General features: G+C 67.9%; 20 protein-coding genes. All 20 read right to left on the bottom strand.

Going from position 1 to position 16,375, the window contains the following annotated elements:
• Nucleotides 1-25: 25 nt before the first annotated feature.
• Nucleotides 26-226, bottom strand: a complete 201-nt coding sequence (locus G495_RS0102380) for a heavy-metal-associated domain-containing protein (RefSeq protein ID WP_028586497.1) — start codon at nt 224-226, stop codon at nt 26-28.
• The gene (hisA, locus tag G495_RS0102375; protein WP_028586496.1) at nt 223-963 is read right to left on the bottom strand and encodes a 1-(5-phosphoribosyl)-5-[(5-phosphoribosylamino)methylideneamino]imidazole-4-carboxamide isomerase; all 741 of its coding nucleotides are present in this window, start codon (nt 961-963) and stop codon (nt 223-225) included. The genes G495_RS0102380 and hisA overlap by 4 nt, the downstream gene beginning before the upstream one ends.
• Nucleotides 960-1,595, bottom strand: coding sequence for a hypothetical protein (locus G495_RS0102370; protein WP_028586495.1), 636 nt, complete (start codon nt 1,593-1,595; stop codon nt 960-962). The genes hisA and G495_RS0102370 overlap by 4 nt, the downstream gene beginning before the upstream one ends.
• Nucleotides 1,595-2,182, bottom strand: coding sequence for an imidazoleglycerol-phosphate dehydratase HisB (gene hisB / locus G495_RS0102365; RefSeq protein ID WP_028586494.1), 588 nt, complete (start codon nt 2,180-2,182; stop codon nt 1,595-1,597). The genes G495_RS0102370 and hisB overlap by 1 nt, the downstream gene beginning before the upstream one ends.
• A 170-nt stretch (nt 2,183-2,352) precedes the next feature.
• Entirely contained in the window at nt 2,353-3,429 is a 1,077-nt protein-coding gene (gene tatC, locus G495_RS17180) for a twin-arginine translocase subunit TatC (RefSeq protein WP_084457762.1), read from the bottom strand.
• A 16-nt stretch (nt 3,430-3,445) separates the two neighbouring features.
• Nucleotides 3,446-3,745, bottom strand: coding sequence for a Sec-independent protein translocase protein TatB (tatB, locus tag G495_RS0102355; RefSeq protein ID WP_028586493.1), 300 nt, complete (start codon nt 3,743-3,745; stop codon nt 3,446-3,448).
• A gap of 73 nt (nt 3,746-3,818) precedes the next feature.
• Complete coding sequence (gene guaA, locus G495_RS0102350; RefSeq protein WP_028586492.1) at nt 3,819-5,378, bottom strand: glutamine-hydrolyzing GMP synthase; 1,560 nt, start codon at nt 5,376-5,378, stop codon at nt 3,819-3,821.
• A 24-nt stretch (nt 5,379-5,402) separates the two neighbouring features.
• Nucleotides 5,403-6,917, bottom strand: coding sequence for an IMP dehydrogenase (gene guaB / locus G495_RS0102345; RefSeq protein WP_028586491.1), 1,515 nt, complete (start codon nt 6,915-6,917; stop codon nt 5,403-5,405).
• 51 nt (nt 6,918-6,968) lie between these two features.
• The gene (locus G495_RS0102340) at nt 6,969-7,676 is read right to left on the bottom strand and encodes an ABC transporter ATP-binding protein (RefSeq protein ID WP_028586490.1); all 708 of its coding nucleotides are present in this window, start codon (nt 7,674-7,676) and stop codon (nt 6,969-6,971) included.
• Nucleotides 7,669-8,457 carry an ABC transporter ATP-binding protein gene (locus G495_RS0102335; RefSeq protein WP_028586489.1) on the bottom strand — a complete coding sequence of 263 codons (789 nt, stop codon included), beginning with the start codon at nt 8,455-8,457 and terminating at the stop codon, nt 7,669-7,671. Before G495_RS0102335 ends, G495_RS0102340 begins: the two co-directional genes overlap by 8 nt.
• Nucleotides 8,441-9,484, bottom strand: a complete 1,044-nt coding sequence (locus G495_RS17175; protein WP_051444976.1) for a branched-chain amino acid ABC transporter permease — start codon at nt 9,482-9,484, stop codon at nt 8,441-8,443. Before G495_RS17175 ends, G495_RS0102335 begins: the two co-directional genes overlap by 17 nt.
• Before the next feature lie 10 nt (nt 9,485-9,494).
• Complete coding sequence (locus G495_RS0102325; protein WP_028586488.1) at nt 9,495-10,391, bottom strand: branched-chain amino acid ABC transporter permease; 897 nt, start codon at nt 10,389-10,391, stop codon at nt 9,495-9,497.
• Between the two features lie 145 nt (nt 10,392-10,536).
• Nucleotides 10,537-11,685, bottom strand: a complete 1,149-nt coding sequence (locus tag G495_RS0102320) for an ABC transporter substrate-binding protein (RefSeq protein WP_035250497.1) — start codon at nt 11,683-11,685, stop codon at nt 10,537-10,539.
• A gap of 408 nt (nt 11,686-12,093) precedes the next feature.
• On the bottom strand, nt 12,094-12,756 hold the full coding sequence (locus tag G495_RS17170) for a tetratricopeptide repeat protein (RefSeq protein WP_051444975.1): 663 nt from the start codon (nt 12,754-12,756) through the stop codon (nt 12,094-12,096).
• Nucleotides 12,746-12,886, bottom strand: a complete 141-nt coding sequence (locus tag G495_RS20810; protein WP_084457760.1) for a CcmD family protein — start codon at nt 12,884-12,886, stop codon at nt 12,746-12,748. Before G495_RS20810 ends, G495_RS17170 begins: the two co-directional genes overlap by 11 nt.
• A 57-nt stretch (nt 12,887-12,943) precedes the next feature.
• Nucleotides 12,944-13,645: a cytochrome c biogenesis protein CcsA gene (ccsA, locus tag G495_RS0102305; protein ID WP_245588345.1), complete on the bottom strand. Its 702-nt coding sequence runs from the start codon at nt 13,643-13,645 to the stop codon at nt 12,944-12,946.
• A gap of 5 nt (nt 13,646-13,650) precedes the next feature.
• Nucleotides 13,651-14,376 (bottom strand): NYN domain-containing protein, encoded by a 726-nt coding sequence (locus tag G495_RS0102300; RefSeq protein ID WP_028586485.1) that lies wholly within the window; start codon nt 14,374-14,376, stop codon nt 13,651-13,653.
• A gap of 122 nt (nt 14,377-14,498) precedes the next feature.
• On the bottom strand, nt 14,499-15,023 hold the full coding sequence (locus tag G495_RS21535; protein WP_156939546.1) for a hypothetical protein: 525 nt from the start codon (nt 15,021-15,023) through the stop codon (nt 14,499-14,501).
• Nucleotides 15,024-15,026: 3 nt separating this feature from the next.
• Nucleotides 15,027-15,701 (bottom strand): heme exporter protein CcmB, encoded by a 675-nt coding sequence (locus G495_RS0102295; RefSeq protein ID WP_028586484.1) that lies wholly within the window; start codon nt 15,699-15,701, stop codon nt 15,027-15,029.
• Nucleotides 15,698-16,372 (bottom strand): heme ABC exporter ATP-binding protein CcmA, encoded by a 675-nt coding sequence (gene ccmA, locus G495_RS0102290; protein WP_028586483.1) that lies wholly within the window; start codon nt 16,370-16,372, stop codon nt 15,698-15,700. The genes G495_RS0102295 and ccmA overlap by 4 nt, the downstream gene beginning before the upstream one ends.
• Nucleotides 16,373-16,375 lie beyond the last annotated feature (3 nt).

Here is a 16,375-nt window from a genome sequence, read left to right as displayed (position 1 = left end):
CGGCCTGGCACCACACGGCGGCGGCCTATTCGGCCTTGCCGGGCGTGAAGCCCACGGCGGCAACGGCCCGCTTCAGGGCCTCGGGGTCCGGGTTGCCCTGCACGGTGGCGCTGGCCGTCTCCAGGCTCACGCTGACCCCGGTCACCCCGGGCACCTTGCGCAGCGCCTCGGTGACGCTGGCCACGCAATGCTGGCAGGACATGCCTTGCACTTCCAGTGTGATCATGACGTTCCTCCCTGGGCTGCGATCCAGGCCTGGGCTTCGGCCAGATCGAGGGTTCCGGTGTAGATGGCCCGGCCCGTGATGGCCCCTTCCAGGCCCTTGGCCGCGAGGGGATGCAGGGCCTTGATGTCGTCCAGGGTATGCACGCCCCCGGCGGCGATGACGGGCAGGCCCGCCGCCCGGCACAGCCGCTCCAGGGCGGCGGTGTTGACCCCGGTCTGCATCCCGTCGCGGCTGATGTCGGTGTAGATGATGAACGCGGCGCCCTGCTCGCGCAGGCGGGGCAACACGTCGAACACGTCCAGCCCGGCGTCCTGCACCCAACCCTTGGTCTTCAGCCGGCCGTCCACCGCATCCAGCGACACGCCCACCCGCCCGGGCAGGGCCGCGCACAGCTCGCCGAACAGCGCGGGATCCTCCAGGGCCATGGTGCCGATGATCAACCGCTCGACCCCGGCGCGGACGTAGGCCCGGGCGGTGTCCAGGTCGCGGATGCCCCCGCCCAGCTGCACGGGGATGTCCAGCGCGGCGCAGATCTCGCGGATCAGCTCGAAATTGCGCGGCTGGCCCGAGAAGGCGCCGTCCAGGTCCACCACATGCAGGTAGCGCGCGCCCTGGGCCGCCCAGTGGCGGGCCATGGCCGCGGGGTCGTCGCCGAACACGGTGACCTGGTCGGCCAGCCCCTGGCGCAGGCGCACGCACTTGCCGTCCTTGATGTCCACGGCGGGAAAAACAATCACAGGCCCAGCTCCTTGAGCCCGGCGGCCACGCCTTCGCTGGCCAGTTCCCCGGCGGTGAGCCAGCGGCCCCCGCGGTCCAGGAACTTCCCGGCGTCCAGGAAGTTCTCGGTCAACGACTGCTGGGCCTCCTCGAACTTGTAGCGAGCGGCGAAGGACTCGCCGCGCACGTCGAGCAGGTGCAGCCACAGGGTCACGGCGGCAGGCTCGCGCACGGACACCTCGCTGCCGTCGCGCTCGCGCCACTGGGTCACCTGGGGGATGAGCAGCCAGTCCACGTCCAGGCAGCGGCCCACGGCCAGCCAGTGCTCGAAGGCGCGCCCCGAGCCGGACTCTGCGGCCAGCACGGTCTCGGCGCACTGGCGCACGGCCTCGGCGCCCAGGGCGGGGCGGCGCTTGAGGGCCGCGCGCAGGGCCTCGTCCAGGGCGTCCAGGTCCTGGGGCCGGGCCACGGCGCCCCCGGGCAGGTAGCCGCCCAAAAGCTCCGAGGCCGAACCCGGCTGGTGGAACCCGGCCACGGCCAGGCTGCCCGCAGGGCCTTCCACGGGCGCGGGGGCGCGCCTGCATCCCGCCGCCAGGGCCAGGACGGCCAGCGCGGCCAGGGCCAGCACGAGAAAACGGTTGCGGCTAGGCATCAGTCCAGGCTCCCTTTGGTGCTGGGCACCCCGTCGCGGGTTCGGGCCGCCGCCTGCCCCAGGGCCAGGCCAAAGCCCTTGAAGGCCGATTCGAGCAGGTGGTGGCCGTTGCGGCCATACAGGAAATTGATGTGCAGGTTCAGGCCCGCGCGCTGGGCCACGGACTTGAAGAACTCGCGCCACACGTCCTTCTCCTGCCCGGCGATCAGGGCGGGGACGGGGCCGTCCTCGTAGACCAGGTACGGCCTGCCGGAGATGTCGATGACCACCTCGGTCAGGGCCTCGTCCATGGGCACGCGGGCCAGCCCGATGCGCGCGATGCCGCGCTTGTCGCCCAGGGCGTCGGCCAGGGCCTGGCCCAGGCACAGGCCCACGTCCTCCAGGCTGTGGTGGGCGTCGATCTCCAGGTCGCCCTGGCAGGTCAGGGTCAGGTCCACCCGGGCCCAGAAGGCGAACAGGGTCAGCATGTGGTCGGCGAACCCGACCCCCGTGGCGACCTCGGCCTTGCCGGTGCCGTCCAGGTCCAGGGCGACCTCGATGCGGGTTTCCTTGGTGGCCCGCTCGTAGCGGGCGGTGCGGGTGCTCATGGGCGGTCTCCGTGGTCGGTGCGAATGCTGGGCGGGCGCGGCGCCCGCCAGCCTCGACAATGCTCCAATTCGCCTTTGGCGTCAAAGCCCTGCGCGGGGCCCGGGGGTCCGGGCGCCCTGCGGGCGGCGGCCTGCGCATTCCCGGGCCCCTCGCGGGTGCGGGGCCGGGGTCAGGCGGCGGCTTCCTCGTCCTCGGCGGGAGCGGGCTTCTTGCCGAAGTAGTGCGCCAGCCAGATGCCGATCTCGTACAGGATGATCAGCGGGATGGCCATGAGCGACTGCGAGGCCGGGTCGGGCGGCGTGAGCAGCGCGCCGACGATGAACGCGCCCAGGATGGCGTACTTGCGGTTGCGGCGCAGCCCGGCGGAGGAGACCACCCCCAGGCGCGCCAGGAAGAAGATGACCAGCGGCAGCTCGAAGGCGATGCCGAAGGCGAACAGCAGCTTGAGGCCCATGGACAGCGATTCCTTCACCGAGGGCAGCATGACCATGAACTCGTTGTCGAAGCTGGCGAAGAAGGCGTAGGCCAGAGGCGTAACCTTGTAGTAGCTGAACAGCGCCCCGCCGACAAACAGCACGGCGGAAACGAACGCCAGGGGTGCGATGTAGCGTTTTTCCTCCTTGTACAGCCCCGGGGCGATGAAGGCCCACATCTGATAGAAGGAATACGGGCTGGTGAGGAACACCCCAGCCACGGCGGCCAGCTTGATGTAGGTAATGAATCCCTCGGCAGGGCTGGTATAGATCAGATGCCCGCCGGAGACGAAGGGCATCAGCGGATCGACGATGAAGCGGTAGAGGTACTCGGCGAAGGCGTAGGACGCACAGGCCCCGACCACCACGGCGATGGCCACCCGGGTCAGGCGCACGCGCAGTTCCTCCAGGTGCCCGAGCAGGCCCATTTCCTGAAGCTCGGGCTCCTCCCCGGGCGCGGCGGCAGCGTCGGCGGCGTCGGCGGCCTCGGCGTCGGGGGCGCCGGGGGCGGGAGCCCCGGCCTCGGCGTCGGCCCCGGCCTCATCGCCGGAGGCGAAGGCCTCGTTCCCGGCAGCCTCGGCGCCAGAAGCGGAGGCTTCGGCCTCGGCGGGATCGGCCTCGGCGCCGGAGGCGTCGGATTCTCCGCTGGCCTCGGCGCCGGAGGCGGAGGCTTCGGCCTCGGCGGGGTCGGCGTCCGGCCCGGCCTGGGCCACGGGCGCGTCCGTCTCGACAGCGGCCTCTTCCAGCTCTTCGGGCTTGCGATCCTCGGTCATGGGCCTCGTGCCTCGATCAGGCGCCCTTGGCGGGCTCTTTGGGGGTGTCGGCAGTGGCCTCGGCCTTGGCGGGGGCGACCTTGGGCGCGGCGTCGTCGAGCAGCAGCTCGCTCTTGGCCTTGGCCACGCGCTCCTGGCGCTCGGCGCGGTCCACCTCGGTGCTGATGGTCCGCTGCACGTCGCTGGTCACGCGCTTGAACTCGCCGAAGGTCTTGCCCAGGGTGCGCGCCACCTGGGGCAGCTTCTTGGGGCCGACCACCAGCAGCGCCACCACGACGATGAGCAGGATTTCCATGGAACCGATGGAACCGAACATGGCTCTTCCTTCGCGTAACAGGTGCTCGGGCCGGGCGGGGCGTCCGGGGGGCGCTGGCGCCCCCGGCCTGTCCCTACTCCCACTCGATGGTGCCGGGGGGCTTCGAGGAGATGTCGAAGACCACGCGGTTCACGCCCTTGACCTCGTTGATGATCCGGTTGGACATCCGAGCCAGGATTTCCGAGGGCAGCCGCGTCCAGTCGGCGGTCATGGCGTCCACGCTGTCCACCACGCGCAGGGCCACGACGTGTTCGTACGTCCGGCCATCACCCATAACCCCAACGGTTTTAAGAGGCAAGAGCACGGCGAACCCCTGCCAGACCTTGCGGTACCAATCCGTGGCCCGCAGCTCGCTCTGCACGATGCGGTCGGCGCGGCGCAGGATGTCCAGCCGCTCGCGGGTGATCTCGCCCACGATGCGGATGGCCAGCCCCGGCCCCGGGAAGGGGTGGCGCCAGATGATGGAATCGGGCAGCCCCAGCTCCACGGCCACGCGGCGCACCTCGTCCTTGAACAGCTCGCGCAGCGGCTCCACCAGGGCCAGGTTCATGTGGTCGGGCAGCCCGCCTACGTTGTGGTGGCTCTTGATGACCGCGCTGGGCCCGCCCTTGAAGGAGATGGACTCGATGACGTCGGGGTACAGGGTGCCCTGGGCCAGGTACTTCACGTTGGGGATTTTCGCCGCCTCGCGGTCGAAGATCTCGATGAAGGTGTGGCCGATGATCTTGCGCTTGCGCTCGGGGTCCTGCACGCCTTCGAGCTTGTCCAGGAACTCGTCCTGGGCCTGGACCCAGACCAGGTTCAGGTCGAAATGCTCCTTGAGGTAGCCGATGACCTCCTCGCCCTCGTTCATGCGCAGCAGCCCGTTGTCCACGAAGATGCAGGTCAGACGCTTGCCGATGGCCTTGTGCAGCAACAGGGCCACCACGGTGGAGTCGATGCCGCCCGACAGCCCGCAGACCACGTGCTCGTCCGCCCCGATGCGCTCGCGCAGCTCGGCCACGTTGGACTCCACGAAGGAGCTCATGGTCCAGCCCGGGGTCAGCCCGGCGACCTTGAACAGGAAGTTGGCCAGGATCAGGCTGCCGTCGTCGGTGTGGGCCACCTCGGGGTGGAATTGCAGGCAGTAGATGCGCCGGGCCGGGTCGGCCATGGCCGCCACGGGCACGTTGCCGGTGCTGGCCAGCACCTCGAAGCCCGGGGGCACGGCCTCCACATGGTCGCCGTGGGACATCCACACGCTGTGCACGCCCTTTTCGGCCAGCCCGTCCCACAGCGGGCAGGCGCCGTAGGCGGCGATGGTCAGTTCGGCGCGGCCATACTCGCGGTCCTGGCTGGCAGTGATGCGCCCGCCCAGCTCGTGGGCCAAAAGCTGCATGCCGTAGCAGATGCCCAGCACGGGCAGGCCCAGCTCCAGCACGCCCTGCTGCAACGCGGGCGAGTCCGCGCCGGTGACGCTGGCCGGGCCGCCGGAAAGGATGATGGCCTGGGCCTTGCGCGCGGCGATCTCCTCGATGGACGCCTCGCAGGTCAGGATTTCGGAGTAGACCCCGGCCTCGCGCACGCGCCGGGCGATGAGCTGGGTGTACTGGGACCCGTAGTCCAGGATGACGACCTTGTCGGGGTGCTTCATGGCTGGTTCCGCCTTGTGCTGCGGTTAGTAGGAGTCCACCCGGTAGTTGGGCGCTTCCTTGGTGATGATCACGTCGTGGACATGGCTCTCGCGCAGGCCCGCAGTGGAGATGCGCGTGAAGCGGGTCTTGATGGCCAGCTCGGGCAGGCTGCCGCAGCCGGTGTAGCCCATGCCCGAGCGCAGCCCGCCCAGGAGCTGGTAGAGGGTGTCCATGACCGGGCCCTTGTAGGGCACGCGGCCCACGATGCCCTCGGGCACGAGCTTCTTGGACTCGCTGGAGAGCTTGCGCGGGGCGCAGTCCTGGTCGCGGCGGTCCTCGGCGGCCTGCTTCTCCTGGAAGTAGCGGTCCGAGCTGCCCTCGCGCATGGCGTCGATGGAGCCCATGCCGCGGTAGATCTTGTAGGTGCGGCCCTGGTAGAGGATGGTTTCGCCCGGGCTCTCGTCGGTGCCGGCGAGCATGGAGCCCATCATCACCGTCTGCGCCCCGCAGGCCAGGGCCTTGACGATATCGCCGGAGAACTTGATGCCGCCGTCGGCGATGAGGCAGCGGTCGGCCTCGGCGCAGGCGCGCCGGGCCTCCATGATGGCCGTGATCTGCGGCACGCCCACGCCCGCCACCACGCGGGTGGTGCAGATGGAGCCCGGCCCGATGCCGACCTTCACGGCGTCGGCCCCGGCCTCGATGAGCGCCTTGGCGCCCTCGTAGGTCGCCACGTTGCCCGCCACCAGCTGGCAGCCCGGGAAGGCCGCCTTCACCGCCGCCACCGAGCGCAGGATGTTGGCCGAATGGCCGTGGGCCGAGTCGAGCACCAGGAAGTCCGCCCCGGCGGAGAGCAGGGCCTCGGCCCGGGCGTCGCGGTCGCCGCCCACGCCGATGGCCGCACCCACGCGCAGCCGCCCCAGGTCGTCCTTGCAGGCCATGGGGTATTTGCGGATCTTCTCGATGTCCTTGATGGTGATCAGGCCCTTGAGGGTGTTGTTCTCGTCCACCACCAGGAGCTTCTCGATGCGGTTCTCGTGCAGGTGGGCCTTGGCCTGCTCCAGGGTCGTGCCCTGGGGCACGGTGACCAGGCGCTCGTGGGTCATCACGTCGCGCACCAGGATGTCGGGGTCGGACACGAAGCGCACGTCGCGGTTGGTCAGGATGCCCACCAGACGGCCTTCCTTGACCACGGGCAGCCCGGAGATCTTGTACTCGCCCATGACGCGCAGGGCCTGGCCCACGGTGATGTCCGGCGGAATGGTCACCGGGTCGATGATCATGCCGCTCTCGGACTTCTTGACCTTCTCCACTTCCAGGCGCTGGCGCTCGATGGACAGGTTCTTGTGCACGACGCCCGCCCCGCCCTGGCGCGCCATGGCGATGGCCATTTCGGACTCGGTGACCGTGTCCATGGCCGCGCTGATGAGCGGAATGTTCAGCTTCAGGCCCGGGGTGAGCCAGGTGCTCACGTCCACCTCGTCGGGCAGCACTTCCGAATAGGCCGGAAGCAGCAGCACGTCGTCGAAGGTCAGTCCGTCATGCGCGATCTTGTCCATGGGCGTCTTCTCCATCCGGCGCGCGGGCCGGGCTTGCGGTTCTGCCGGGTCCTAGTCCTCGCCCAGGTAGGCCTTGCGCACCTTGGGGTCGCGCAACAGCGCCTGGGCCGAGCCTTCCATGATCACCTCGCCGGTGGCCAGGACGTACCCCCTGTGGGCGATGGCCAGGGCCATCTGCGCGTTCTGCTCCACCAGCAGCACGGTGGTTCCGGTGTCGTTGATCTTCTGGATCACGCGGAAGATGTTCTCCACCACGATGGGCGCCAGGCCCAGGGACGGTTCGTCGAGCAGCAACAGCCGGGGCCGGGCCATGAGCGCGCGGCCGATGGCCAGCATCTGCTGCTCGCCGCCCGACAGGGTGCCCCCGGCCTGCTTGTGGCGCTCGCGCAGGATGGGGAACAGGTCGAAGATCATGGCCTCGTCGCGGCGCATGCCGTCCTTGTCGCGGCGCAGGTAGCCGCCCATGCGCAGGTTCTCGCGCACGGTCAGCCCCGGGAAGATCATCCGCCCCTCGGGCACCTGGGTCAAGCCCATGGCCACGATGCGGTTGGAGGGCTGGCGGGTGATGTCCTGGCCCAGGAATTCGATGCTCCCCTGGCGGGGCTGGGTCACGCCGCTTATGCTCATGAGCGTGGTGGACTTGCCCGCGCCGTTGGCGCCGATGAGCGTCACGATCTCGCCCTCGGCGATGGCCAGGCTCACGCCCTTCAAGGCATGGATGCTGCCGTAGTAGGTGTGGATGGCGTCAACCTTAAGCATGGGCCGCCCCCCGTCCCAGATAGGCCTCGATGACCCGCTCGTCGCCCCGGACCTCCTCGGGTGCGCCGTCGGCGATCTTCATGCCGTGGTCGAGCACCACCAAGCGGTTGCAGATCTTCATGACCAGTTTCATGTCGTGCTCGATGAGCACCACGGTGATGCCCTCGGCCAGGATGGCGTGGATCAGGTCCACCAGCATGCGCGTCTCCTGGGGGTTCATGCCTGCGGCGGGCTCGTCGAGCATGAGCAGCCGCGGCCCGGTGGCCAGGGCACGGGCGATCTCCAGGCGGCGCTGGTTGCCGTAGGACAGGGCGCTGGCCCGGGCCAGGGCCTGGGGCCCCAGGCCGACGAAGTCCAGCCAGCGCATGGCGCGGTCGATGATCTCGGCCTCCTCGCGGCGCTGGGCCCGGGTGCGCAGCACGGCCCCGAAGAAGTTGGACCGGCTGCGGCAGTGGCAGCCGATGCGCACGTTGTCCAGCACCGTCAGCTCCGAGAACAGGCGGATGTTCTGGAAGGTCCGCGCGATGCCCAGGGCAGTGATGCGCTCGGGCTTGAAGCCGTTGGTCTGCCTGGGTGCGCCCTCTTCGGCCTCGAAAACCACCCGGCCCTCGGTGGGCTCGTAGACCCCGGCGATGCAGTTGAACATGGTGGTCTTGCCCGCGCCGTTGGGCCCGATGAGGCCCATGATCTCGCCCCGGCGCACCTCGAATTCCACGTCGCTCAACGCCAGCAGGCCGCCGAAGCGCTTGGTCACGCCGTCGATCTTAAGAATGGGATTCACGGCGCCCTCCGTACGTCTTTTCGATGCGCGCGGCCAGGGCCACCAGCAGCGGGTTGCTCTTGGCCGTGGCCGCGATGGCCGGGAAGAACCCTGCGGGCTTGAAGCGCATGATAAGGACCATGATCAGCCCGTAGAACAGGAAGCGCACCTCGGGCGGCAGCCCGGCCACGTAGAGCACCTCGCGCAGCACCTCGCCCAGGCAGACCATGATCACCGCGCCGATGAGCGCGCCGTGGATGTTGCCCAGCCCGCCCAGCACCACCATGCAAAGAACCAGGAACGACTCCCAGAACTTGAACATGTCCGGCGAGAGGAACAGCTGCCAGCGGGCGAAGAACGCGCCGCCCACGGCGCCGATGCCCGCCGAGATGGCAAAGGCGATGACCTTGTAGGTCAGGATGTCCACCCCGCAGCTGGCTGCGGCCAGCGGGTCCTCGCGGATGGCGAACCAGGCCCGGCCCAGGCGCGAATCCTCCACCCGGCGCAGCACGAAATAGACCAGCAGGACCATGAGCACGGCGAGGTAGAAATAGGGCACCTCGCCCTGGAACTCCCAGAACCAGTCCGGGTTCAGGAACTCCAGGTTCACGTTCACCGGATCGATGCCCGGCAGGCCCAGGGGCCCGCGCGTGAGCCAGATCTCGTTGGTCAAGAACAGCACCACCAGCTCCGAGAAGCCGAAGGTGACGATGGCGAAATAGTCGCCGGTCAGGCGCAGAGTCGGCGCGCCGAGCAAAACGCCCCACAGCGCGCCGTTCAAGGCCGCCAGGGGCACGATGAGCCAGAAGCTCACGCCGTAGTGCACCGTGAGCAGGCCCGCCGTATAGGCGCCGATGCCGTAGAAGCCGACGAAGCCCAGGTCCAGCAGGCCACAGAAGCCAGGCACGATATTCAGGCCCATGGCCAGGACCATGTAGATCATGACCAGGGTCATGACGTGCAGCAGATACTCGTTGGCGAAGGGCAGCAGCGGGTAGGCCGCCAGCCCCACGGCCAGGACGCCGAGAAGCGGTTTGAATTTGCCCATGTCCGTCCTCCTAGGCCTTGTCGATGACGGCCTTGCCGAGCAGGCCCGAGGGTCGGAAAATGATCACCGCGATCATGACCGCGTAGGCCACGCCGTCGCGGTACAGCGACGACACGTAGCCCGCGCCCAGGGCCTCGGCCACGCCGAGCACGATGCCCCCCAGCATGGCCCCCGGCACCGAGCCGATGCCCCCCAGCACCGCCGCCGCGAAGGCCTTGACCCCCGCCACGTAGCCCATGGTCGGGTACAGCGAGTTGTAGTAGACCGACACCAGGATGCCCGCCACAGCGCCCATGGCCGAGCCCAGGGCGAAGGTGAAGGCGATGACGAAGTTGACGTTGATGCCCATGAGCGAGGCCGCAGTCTTGTTCTGGGCCAGGGCGCGCATGGCCGTGCCGATGCGCGTGCGGGTGATGATGAGCATCAACCCGATCATCATGGTCGTGGTCACGCCGAAGATGAACAGCTGCAACCAGGTCAGGTAGACCCCGGAGAAGGACAGGGCCGTCTCGTTCAGATAGGCGGGCACGGCCTCCTGCACGAAGGGCAGCGGGCGGCTGCCCCAGATGACCATGGCCAGGTTCTGCAAGAAGATGGACATGCCGATGGCCGTGATGAGCGCCGCCAGGCGCGGGGCCTTGCGCAGGGGCTTGTAGGCCACCAGGTCCAGGAACATGCCGATGGCCGCGCAGCAGAGCATGGCCGCCACGATGGCCAGGTAGAAGGGCATGCCCACGGCGGTGATGAACGTCACGCACAAGAAGGCGCCGAACATGTAGACCTCGCCGTGGGCGAAGTTGATCAGCTCGATGACGCCGTAGACCATGGTGTAGCCCACGGCGATGAGCGCGTAGATCACGCCCAGCGTCAGGCCGTTGACCAGTTGCGGGAGAAGCTGTTCGAGCACGGGTCACTCCCCGGTGTCGCCAAGGGGCCGCAGGGTCGGGAGGAGCGGCGCCCAAGGGAGGCAGATGCGGGTTGCAGGTGAAAATGAAGAAACAGGCTGGAACCGAGCCCAGCCTGTTTCATGGTCACTTCCTACGGTATCGCGGCTACTTGAGCTGCTGGGCGGGGAGCATCTCCCCGTTCTTGACCACCTTCACGAAGGCGGGCTTCTGGGCGTCGCCGTGCTCGTCGAAGTAGGTCAGGCCGGACACGCCGGTGTAGCCCTTCTCGGGGCTGTTCATCCCGGCCATGTACTCGCGGATCTTGGCGCGGTCGGCCCCGGCCTTTTCGATGGCCAGCAGAAGGATGCCAGCGGCGTCATAAGCGTTGGCGCTCATGTAGTCAACATCGCGGTTGTAGCGGGCCTTGAAGTCCGCCAGGAACTTCTGGGCCTCGGGACCGGCCTCGGAAGCCAGGAAGGGCGTGGTGATGTAGGTGCCCTCGGCGGCGTCGCCAGCCAGCTTGATGTAGTCCATGTTGTCGAAGCCGTCGGCGCCGAACTTCAGCACGTCCAGGCCGATCTTCTTGGCCTGGGAGGCGATGAGCGCGCCCTCGTTGTAGTAGCCGGACAGGAAGATGCCGTCGGGCTCGGCGGCCTTGAGCTTGGTCAACTGCGGGGTGAAGTCCGGGGTGCCCTTGACGTAGGCTTCCTCGCCGACGATGGACAGGCCCAGGGCCTTGGCTTCGCCCACGAAGGCGTCCTTGAGGCCGATGCCGTAGTCGTTGTTCTCGTAGAACACGGCGACCTTGGTCACGTTCAGGACTTCCTTGGCGTAGCGCGCCAGGAACTTGCCCTGGAAATCGTCGCGGTACACATCGCGGAACGACCACACCAGGCCCTTGCGGTCCTTGTTCTGGTCGGAAATGGCGACGTTGGTGGCGGTGGGGGAGATGGCGGCGATGCCCGTGCGGGTGTAGGTGGGCAGGGCGGCCAGGTGGGCCGAGGAGCACAGGTGGCCGACGATGCCCACGATCTCCTCGTCACGCGCGATCTTGGAGGCCACGGTGTTGGCTTCCTTGGGGTCGCACAGCTCGTCCATCCACACGACCTCGACCTGGGCGCCGCCGATGCCGCCGGCGGCGTTGATCTCTTCCACCTTCATGGTCACGCCGGCCTTGACGTTGTCGCCGTAGGCCGCCGCCGGGCCCGAGAAGGGCGAGGCGCAGGCGATCTTGATGGTTTTCGCGTAGGCGGGAGCGCTCATCAGGGCGATCACGCAGGCCAGCAGGACAGCTTTGGACCATCCAAATTTCATGGGAACCTCCACGGATAAAGTTTGGCGGGCGGGCGGATGCCGACGCCCCTTGCCGGGCCGCCCGGGGGCGCAAGCGCGGGGAGGCGCGCCGCCGGGAGGCTTTTCAATCGCAAGGCAAACAAGTGCCACGAACCAAGGTTGCATGTCAAATCGTTTGCCCCGAAGTGACGGCCCGGCAACGCCTTCCCGGCCCCGGCCCGGGTGCGCGCAGGCGCACGGACAGGTGCGGACGCGACCCCGGGCGGGCGGACCCGGGGCCACGCGGGCAGCCCTACGGGCCGTGGGGCGGCCCGCCGCCCGGGAGCCGGGCGGGCGGAGGCCAGGCGCGCCCAGGCTCTGGCCTCGGCCCAGCCTGTGGCCCGGTCCTGCGGCCCGGCCTGCGGCCCGGCCTACGGCCCGGCCTGCGGCCTACTTCAGGTTCGCAATCTCGTCGCGGGCCTGCTGGCGGGTCTGCTCGTCCACGTCGGGCGCATCGGCCACGGCCTGGAGGAACTCCCGGGCCTTGGCCGCGTCTTTCAGGAAGTGCCCGTAGAGGATGCCCAGGTTGTAGCGGGCCATCATGTTCTGCGGCGCCAGTTCAAGGATGGTCTCGAACTTGTCGGCGGACTCGCGGTACTTCTCGCGGTTGAAGTCGCAGATCCCCAGCATGCTCAGGACATCGATATTGCCCGGGGCCACAACCAGGGCGCGCTCCAGGAGCTGGCTGGCCCGCTCCCACTGCTGCATGCGCATGAACTGCTCGCCCAGGATGGCCAGGGTGTCCACGTCGTTGGGGTTTTCCTGCAGGCGCTGCATGAGGGTGGCGATCATCTTCATGCCCGCCTCGTCGCCCTGCTGCTCGTGGTCGTGGTCGTCGGCCTGGGCCTGGGGCTGGCGCGGAGCCTGCACCAGGGAGGGATTGTCCACCCGGTAGGCGAAGGACCACAGGAACATGGCCACCAGCCCGGCGGCCACGAAGCCGACCACGAGTTTCACGCCGCCGGAGGCGCCGCCCCCGGCGGGGGCGGCGGCCTGCGGGCTGGCCTGGGGCTTGCCGTCGCGCGGGGCCTTGGTGCGTGCCTTACTCGCCATCGCGCAACCGCTCCATCTGCATGATGCGCGTCTCCATGTGCCGCTGGCGGGCGCCCAGCAGCAGCAGGTAGCCGCCGATGCCCAGCCACACGGCCACGTTGGCCGAAAGCAGGTAGGTCTGGTAGTCCATGTCATTCACTCCCCGGGGCGCGCGGCCCCGTTGTTGGTCGCTTGGGTCGTGTATTCCTTAATGAAACGAGGCGGCGTTTTCGCGGGCCAGGGCGTCCAGGGCCTCGGCGGTGCGCATCTGCCGGGCGCGCAGGCCGGTCACGGCCAGCCACAAAAGCCCGAAGGCCCCCAGGCAGACGAACATGGCCGTGAGCATCTCGGGCTCCAGCCCGCCGCCCTGGCGGCCCAGCACCGAGGGGTGGATGCTGCGCCACATGCGCGCGGAGAGGAACACCAGCGGCACGTCCACGAAGGCCACGATGCCCACCACGGCGCAGACCAGGGCGCGCCGCTCGCCGCCGATGCCCGAGGCCCGCAGCACAAGGTAGCCGCAGTAGACGAACCACATGATCAGCGTGGTGGTCAGCCGGGGGTCCCAGGTCCACCACACGCCCCAGGCCGCGCGGCCCCAGAGCATGCCCAGCACCAGGGCCAGCCCCGAGAACAGCACGCCCACCTCGGCGGCGGCCCCGGCCCAGAAGTCCAGCCCCGGGCTGCGCCGCGCCAGGTAGCCCACCCCGGCGGCGAAGACCACGAAGAAGCTGAACAGGGCCCACCACGCCAGGGCGATGTGGAAATAGAAGATCTTCTGCACCGGGCCCATGGTCAGCTCCACCGGCGCATGGACCCACACGAAATACTGCGCCGCGCACAGGGCCACGGCGGCGGCCACGGCCACGGGGGCCTGCCAGTCGCCCGGTTTCAACGAATTTGCGCCCACTCTGCTCACTCCGGTTTGATCCTCACATACATTTGCTGCCGGGCCGCCTCGCCCTCCACGCGCAGTTCGAACGCCTTCAGGGCGGAAAAGAGCTGGCTCAATTTCGAGTAGCCATAATTACGCGGGTCGAAGTCCGGCATGGTCTTGGCCAACTGGTCGCCAACCGGAGCCAGATGACTCCAACCGTCATCATTAGAGCGCCCAGCCACCGCCGCCTTAAGAACCCCAATCAATTGCTTGTCCAGGCCGCGCTTGTCGGCGAAGTCCAGGGGGCGGGCGATCGCATCCCCCGGTCCTATCTGCCCTTCCTTGTTCAATATTTCTGTATACACGAACTTATCGCAAGCCTGGACGAAAGGCTTGGGCGTTTTCTTCTCCCCGAAGCCGTAGACCGTCAAGCCCTGCTCACGGATGCGCGTGGCCAGCCGCGTGTAGTCGCTGTCGCTGGACACGATGCAGAATCCATCGAATGTGCCAGCGTGGAGCAGGTCCATGGCGTCGATAATCATGGCCGCGTCCGTGGAGTTCTTGCCCTGAGTATAGGCGAACTGCTGAACTGGCTGTATGGCGAACTCATGCAACACGTCCTTCCAGCCCTTGAGGTTGGGTGTGGTCCAGTCACCGTAGGCCCGCTTGACGCTGGCCACCCCGTAGAGGGCGATCTCGTCCAGCAGAGCCCCAACCTTGGTGGCCTGGGCGTTGTCTGCGTCGATGAGCACAGCCAGTTTCATATGACCCTCTCTACGGAGCACCCAAAGTAGGATGTAACGTGAAAAATATTTTCCCGGGCACCAAAAGAAGGATAAGATTAACTCACCAATTTCAAAAAACGGTTACTCGCCATATTCAGCACCTAATCAACTGTACGAAAGAGACGAAGCCCGCGACATGGCTCCGAGCCCGCGACCCTCATAAAATCAAAAATTTCCATTTTAAATAAGAGCAAATAAAAGAAACCTGCTGCAGCATTCAGGACATTACCCAAATTTGCATCACGATATGCATCAAGTCTGTTATGCTTTACGCTATTATACGATATCCACCAAGGAGGCCTTTCCTTGCTCTCCAGACTTTGCCACGGAGAAAAAAGCAAATCGCACGAGGTCAATCTTATTCGTATATTAGGTTTAAACCGGTTGTCGCTAGTCCAAAACGAGACATAATCATGAATGTTTGTTTTCTTGTTGCACTCATCCTCACACGAACCATGCATACAGGCTTTGGTAAAAACCTCGACCTCAGAACCAATCCGAAGCAATAAATTAGCTAGTTCCAATGAATACACACAAAAATTATCTTCTTGAAAGGCAATATATCGCGACAACGCAAACAGATCGTCCTCCAAAGCATTGAAGGCATCACGCGAGGACCAAGACATTCCCTACTCCTCCCCGCCATACACGAACGGGAACAGGATCAGCGCCGCGCCGGTGAACAGGGCGTCGAAGGCTCCGGCCAGGCCCAGCCAGGCCGAGACCTCGGCGCCGTCGCCCGCGAAGCAGGCCGCGAAAATCTTGATGCCCGCCAAAAGCAGCGGCACCAGCAGCGGAAACAGCAGCAGCGTGAGCAGCGACTCGCGCGTGGCCTGACCCTGGGCCAGGGCGCCCAGCAGCGCGCCGAGCACCACCACGCCCCAGTCCGCCAGGGCCAGCCCCAGCAGGGCCTGCCCGGCGCCGCCGCGCACCCCCTGGCCCAGGAAGGCCACCGCCGCCGGAAAGAACACCGCCTGGGCGATGAGCAGCAGGGCCAGCCCGGCCAGGGCCTTGCCCAGCCACACGGCGTGGACCGGCACCGGCGCCAGCACCAGGGCCAGCCGCGCCCCGGCCTGCTCCTCCAAGGCGTAGAGCGTGTTGAACACCAGCACCATGGCGAACAGCGAGGCCAGCCAGAAGATGCCCGCCGCCGCCTGGGCCGGCACCAGCTCCCCGGGCGGGCGCGACAGGCTGAAGACGAAGATGAGCAGAAGCCCCAGCAACACCGGCTGGGCCAGCCCCACCCCGCCGCCGAGCACCAGGCGCAGGTCCTTGCGGGCGATGGTCAGCGCCGCGCGGATCATGCCGCGCCCTCCGCCGCCGCCGCGCACAAGGCCCCGGCGGGCGTGAAGTCCCGCGCCGGGCCGAAGTAGGCGCAGCCGCCGCCCTCCAGGGCCAGCACCAGGTCCGCCCGGGGCAGGTCGCCCGCCACGTCGTGGCTGACCCAGACCACTGCGGCCCCGCGCCCGCGCGCCGCCGCGATCTCGGCGTGCAGCACGCCCAGGCTGCGCTGGTCCAGCCCGGTGCCGGGCTCGTCGAGGAACAGCAGCTGCGGCTGCGGCAGGAAGGCCCGCGCCAGGGACAGCCGCTGGGCCATGCCGCGCGAGAAGTTCCCGGCCATCTCGTGGGCCGCGCGCTCCAGGCCGACCCGCTCCAGGGCCGCCGCCAGGGCCGCGTCGCCCGCGTCCAGCCCGTAGAGCCGCGCCCAGAAACGCAGGTTCTCCAGGGCCGTCAGGCGCGGGTAGATGAAGGTCTGGTGCCCCACATAGCCCACGGCCCCGGCGGGGCAGCCCAGGTCCACGGCGCCCGCCGTGGGCCGCGACAGCCCGGCCATGATGCGCAGCAGCGTGGACTTGCCCGCCCCGTTGGGCCCCACCACCAGCAGCACCAGCCCCGCCCCCAGCTCGAAGGAGAGCTTGCGGAAGACGAGCCTGGGCCCGTGGAATTTGGCCACCTCGGACAGGCGCAGCAGCACGGG

Origin of the sequence: Desulfocurvus vexinensis DSM 17965, assembly GCF_000519125.1 — a bacterium.
Classification (GTDB): domain Bacteria; phylum Desulfobacterota; class Desulfovibrionia; order Desulfovibrionales; family Desulfovibrionaceae; genus Desulfocurvus; species Desulfocurvus vexinensis.
Note: the sequence above shows the minus strand (reverse complement) of the source record. Positions and strands in the feature narration are given on the sequence as shown.

What these genes read in the sequence shown, in the direction of transcription:
- G495_RS21535 (WP_156939546.1), bottom strand. Translation starts at nt 15,023, where the DNA reads ATGTCTTGGTCCTCGCGTGATGCCTTCAATGCTTTGGAGGACGATCTG.
- G495_RS0102295 (WP_028586484.1), bottom strand. Translation starts at nt 15,701, where the DNA reads ATGATCCGCGCGGCGCTGACCATCGCCCGCAAGGACCTGCGCCTGGTG.
- tatB (WP_028586493.1), bottom strand. Translation starts at nt 3,745, where the DNA reads ATGTTCGGTTCCATCGGTTCCATGGAAATCCTGCTCATCGTCGTGGTG.
- guaB (WP_028586491.1), bottom strand. Translation starts at nt 6,917, where the DNA reads ATGGACAAGATCGCGCATGACGGACTGACCTTCGACGACGTGCTGCTG.
- G495_RS0102380 (WP_028586497.1), bottom strand. Translation starts at nt 226, where the DNA reads ATGATCACACTGGAAGTGCAAGGCATGTCCTGCCAGCATTGCGTGGCC.
- G495_RS17170 (WP_051444975.1), bottom strand. Translation starts at nt 12,756, where the DNA reads ATGGCGAGTAAGGCACGCACCAAGGCCCCGCGCGACGGCAAGCCCCAG.
- G495_RS20810 (WP_084457760.1), bottom strand. Translation starts at nt 12,886, where the DNA reads ATGGACTACCAGACCTACCTGCTTTCGGCCAACGTGGCCGTGTGGCTG.
- G495_RS0102320 (WP_035250497.1), bottom strand. Translation starts at nt 11,685, where the DNA reads ATGAAATTTGGATGGTCCAAAGCTGTCCTGCTGGCCTGCGTGATCGCC.
- hisB (WP_028586494.1), bottom strand. Translation starts at nt 2,182, where the DNA reads ATGAGCACCCGCACCGCCCGCTACGAGCGGGCCACCAAGGAAACCCGC.
- G495_RS17175 (WP_051444976.1), bottom strand. Translation starts at nt 9,484, where the DNA reads ATGGGCAAATTCAAACCGCTTCTCGGCGTCCTGGCCGTGGGGCTGGCG.
- G495_RS0102300 (WP_028586485.1), bottom strand. Translation starts at nt 14,376, where the DNA reads ATGAAACTGGCTGTGCTCATCGACGCAGACAACGCCCAGGCCACCAAG.
- guaA (WP_028586492.1), bottom strand. Translation starts at nt 5,378, where the DNA reads ATGAAGCACCCCGACAAGGTCGTCATCCTGGACTACGGGTCCCAGTAC.
- tatC (WP_084457762.1), bottom strand. Translation starts at nt 3,429, where the DNA reads ATGACCGAGGATCGCAAGCCCGAAGAGCTGGAAGAGGCCGCTGTCGAG.
- G495_RS0102370 (WP_028586495.1), bottom strand. Translation starts at nt 1,595, where the DNA reads ATGCCTAGCCGCAACCGTTTTCTCGTGCTGGCCCTGGCCGCGCTGGCC.
- G495_RS0102340 (WP_028586490.1), bottom strand. Translation starts at nt 7,676, where the DNA reads ATGCTTAAGGTTGACGCCATCCACACCTACTACGGCAGCATCCATGCC.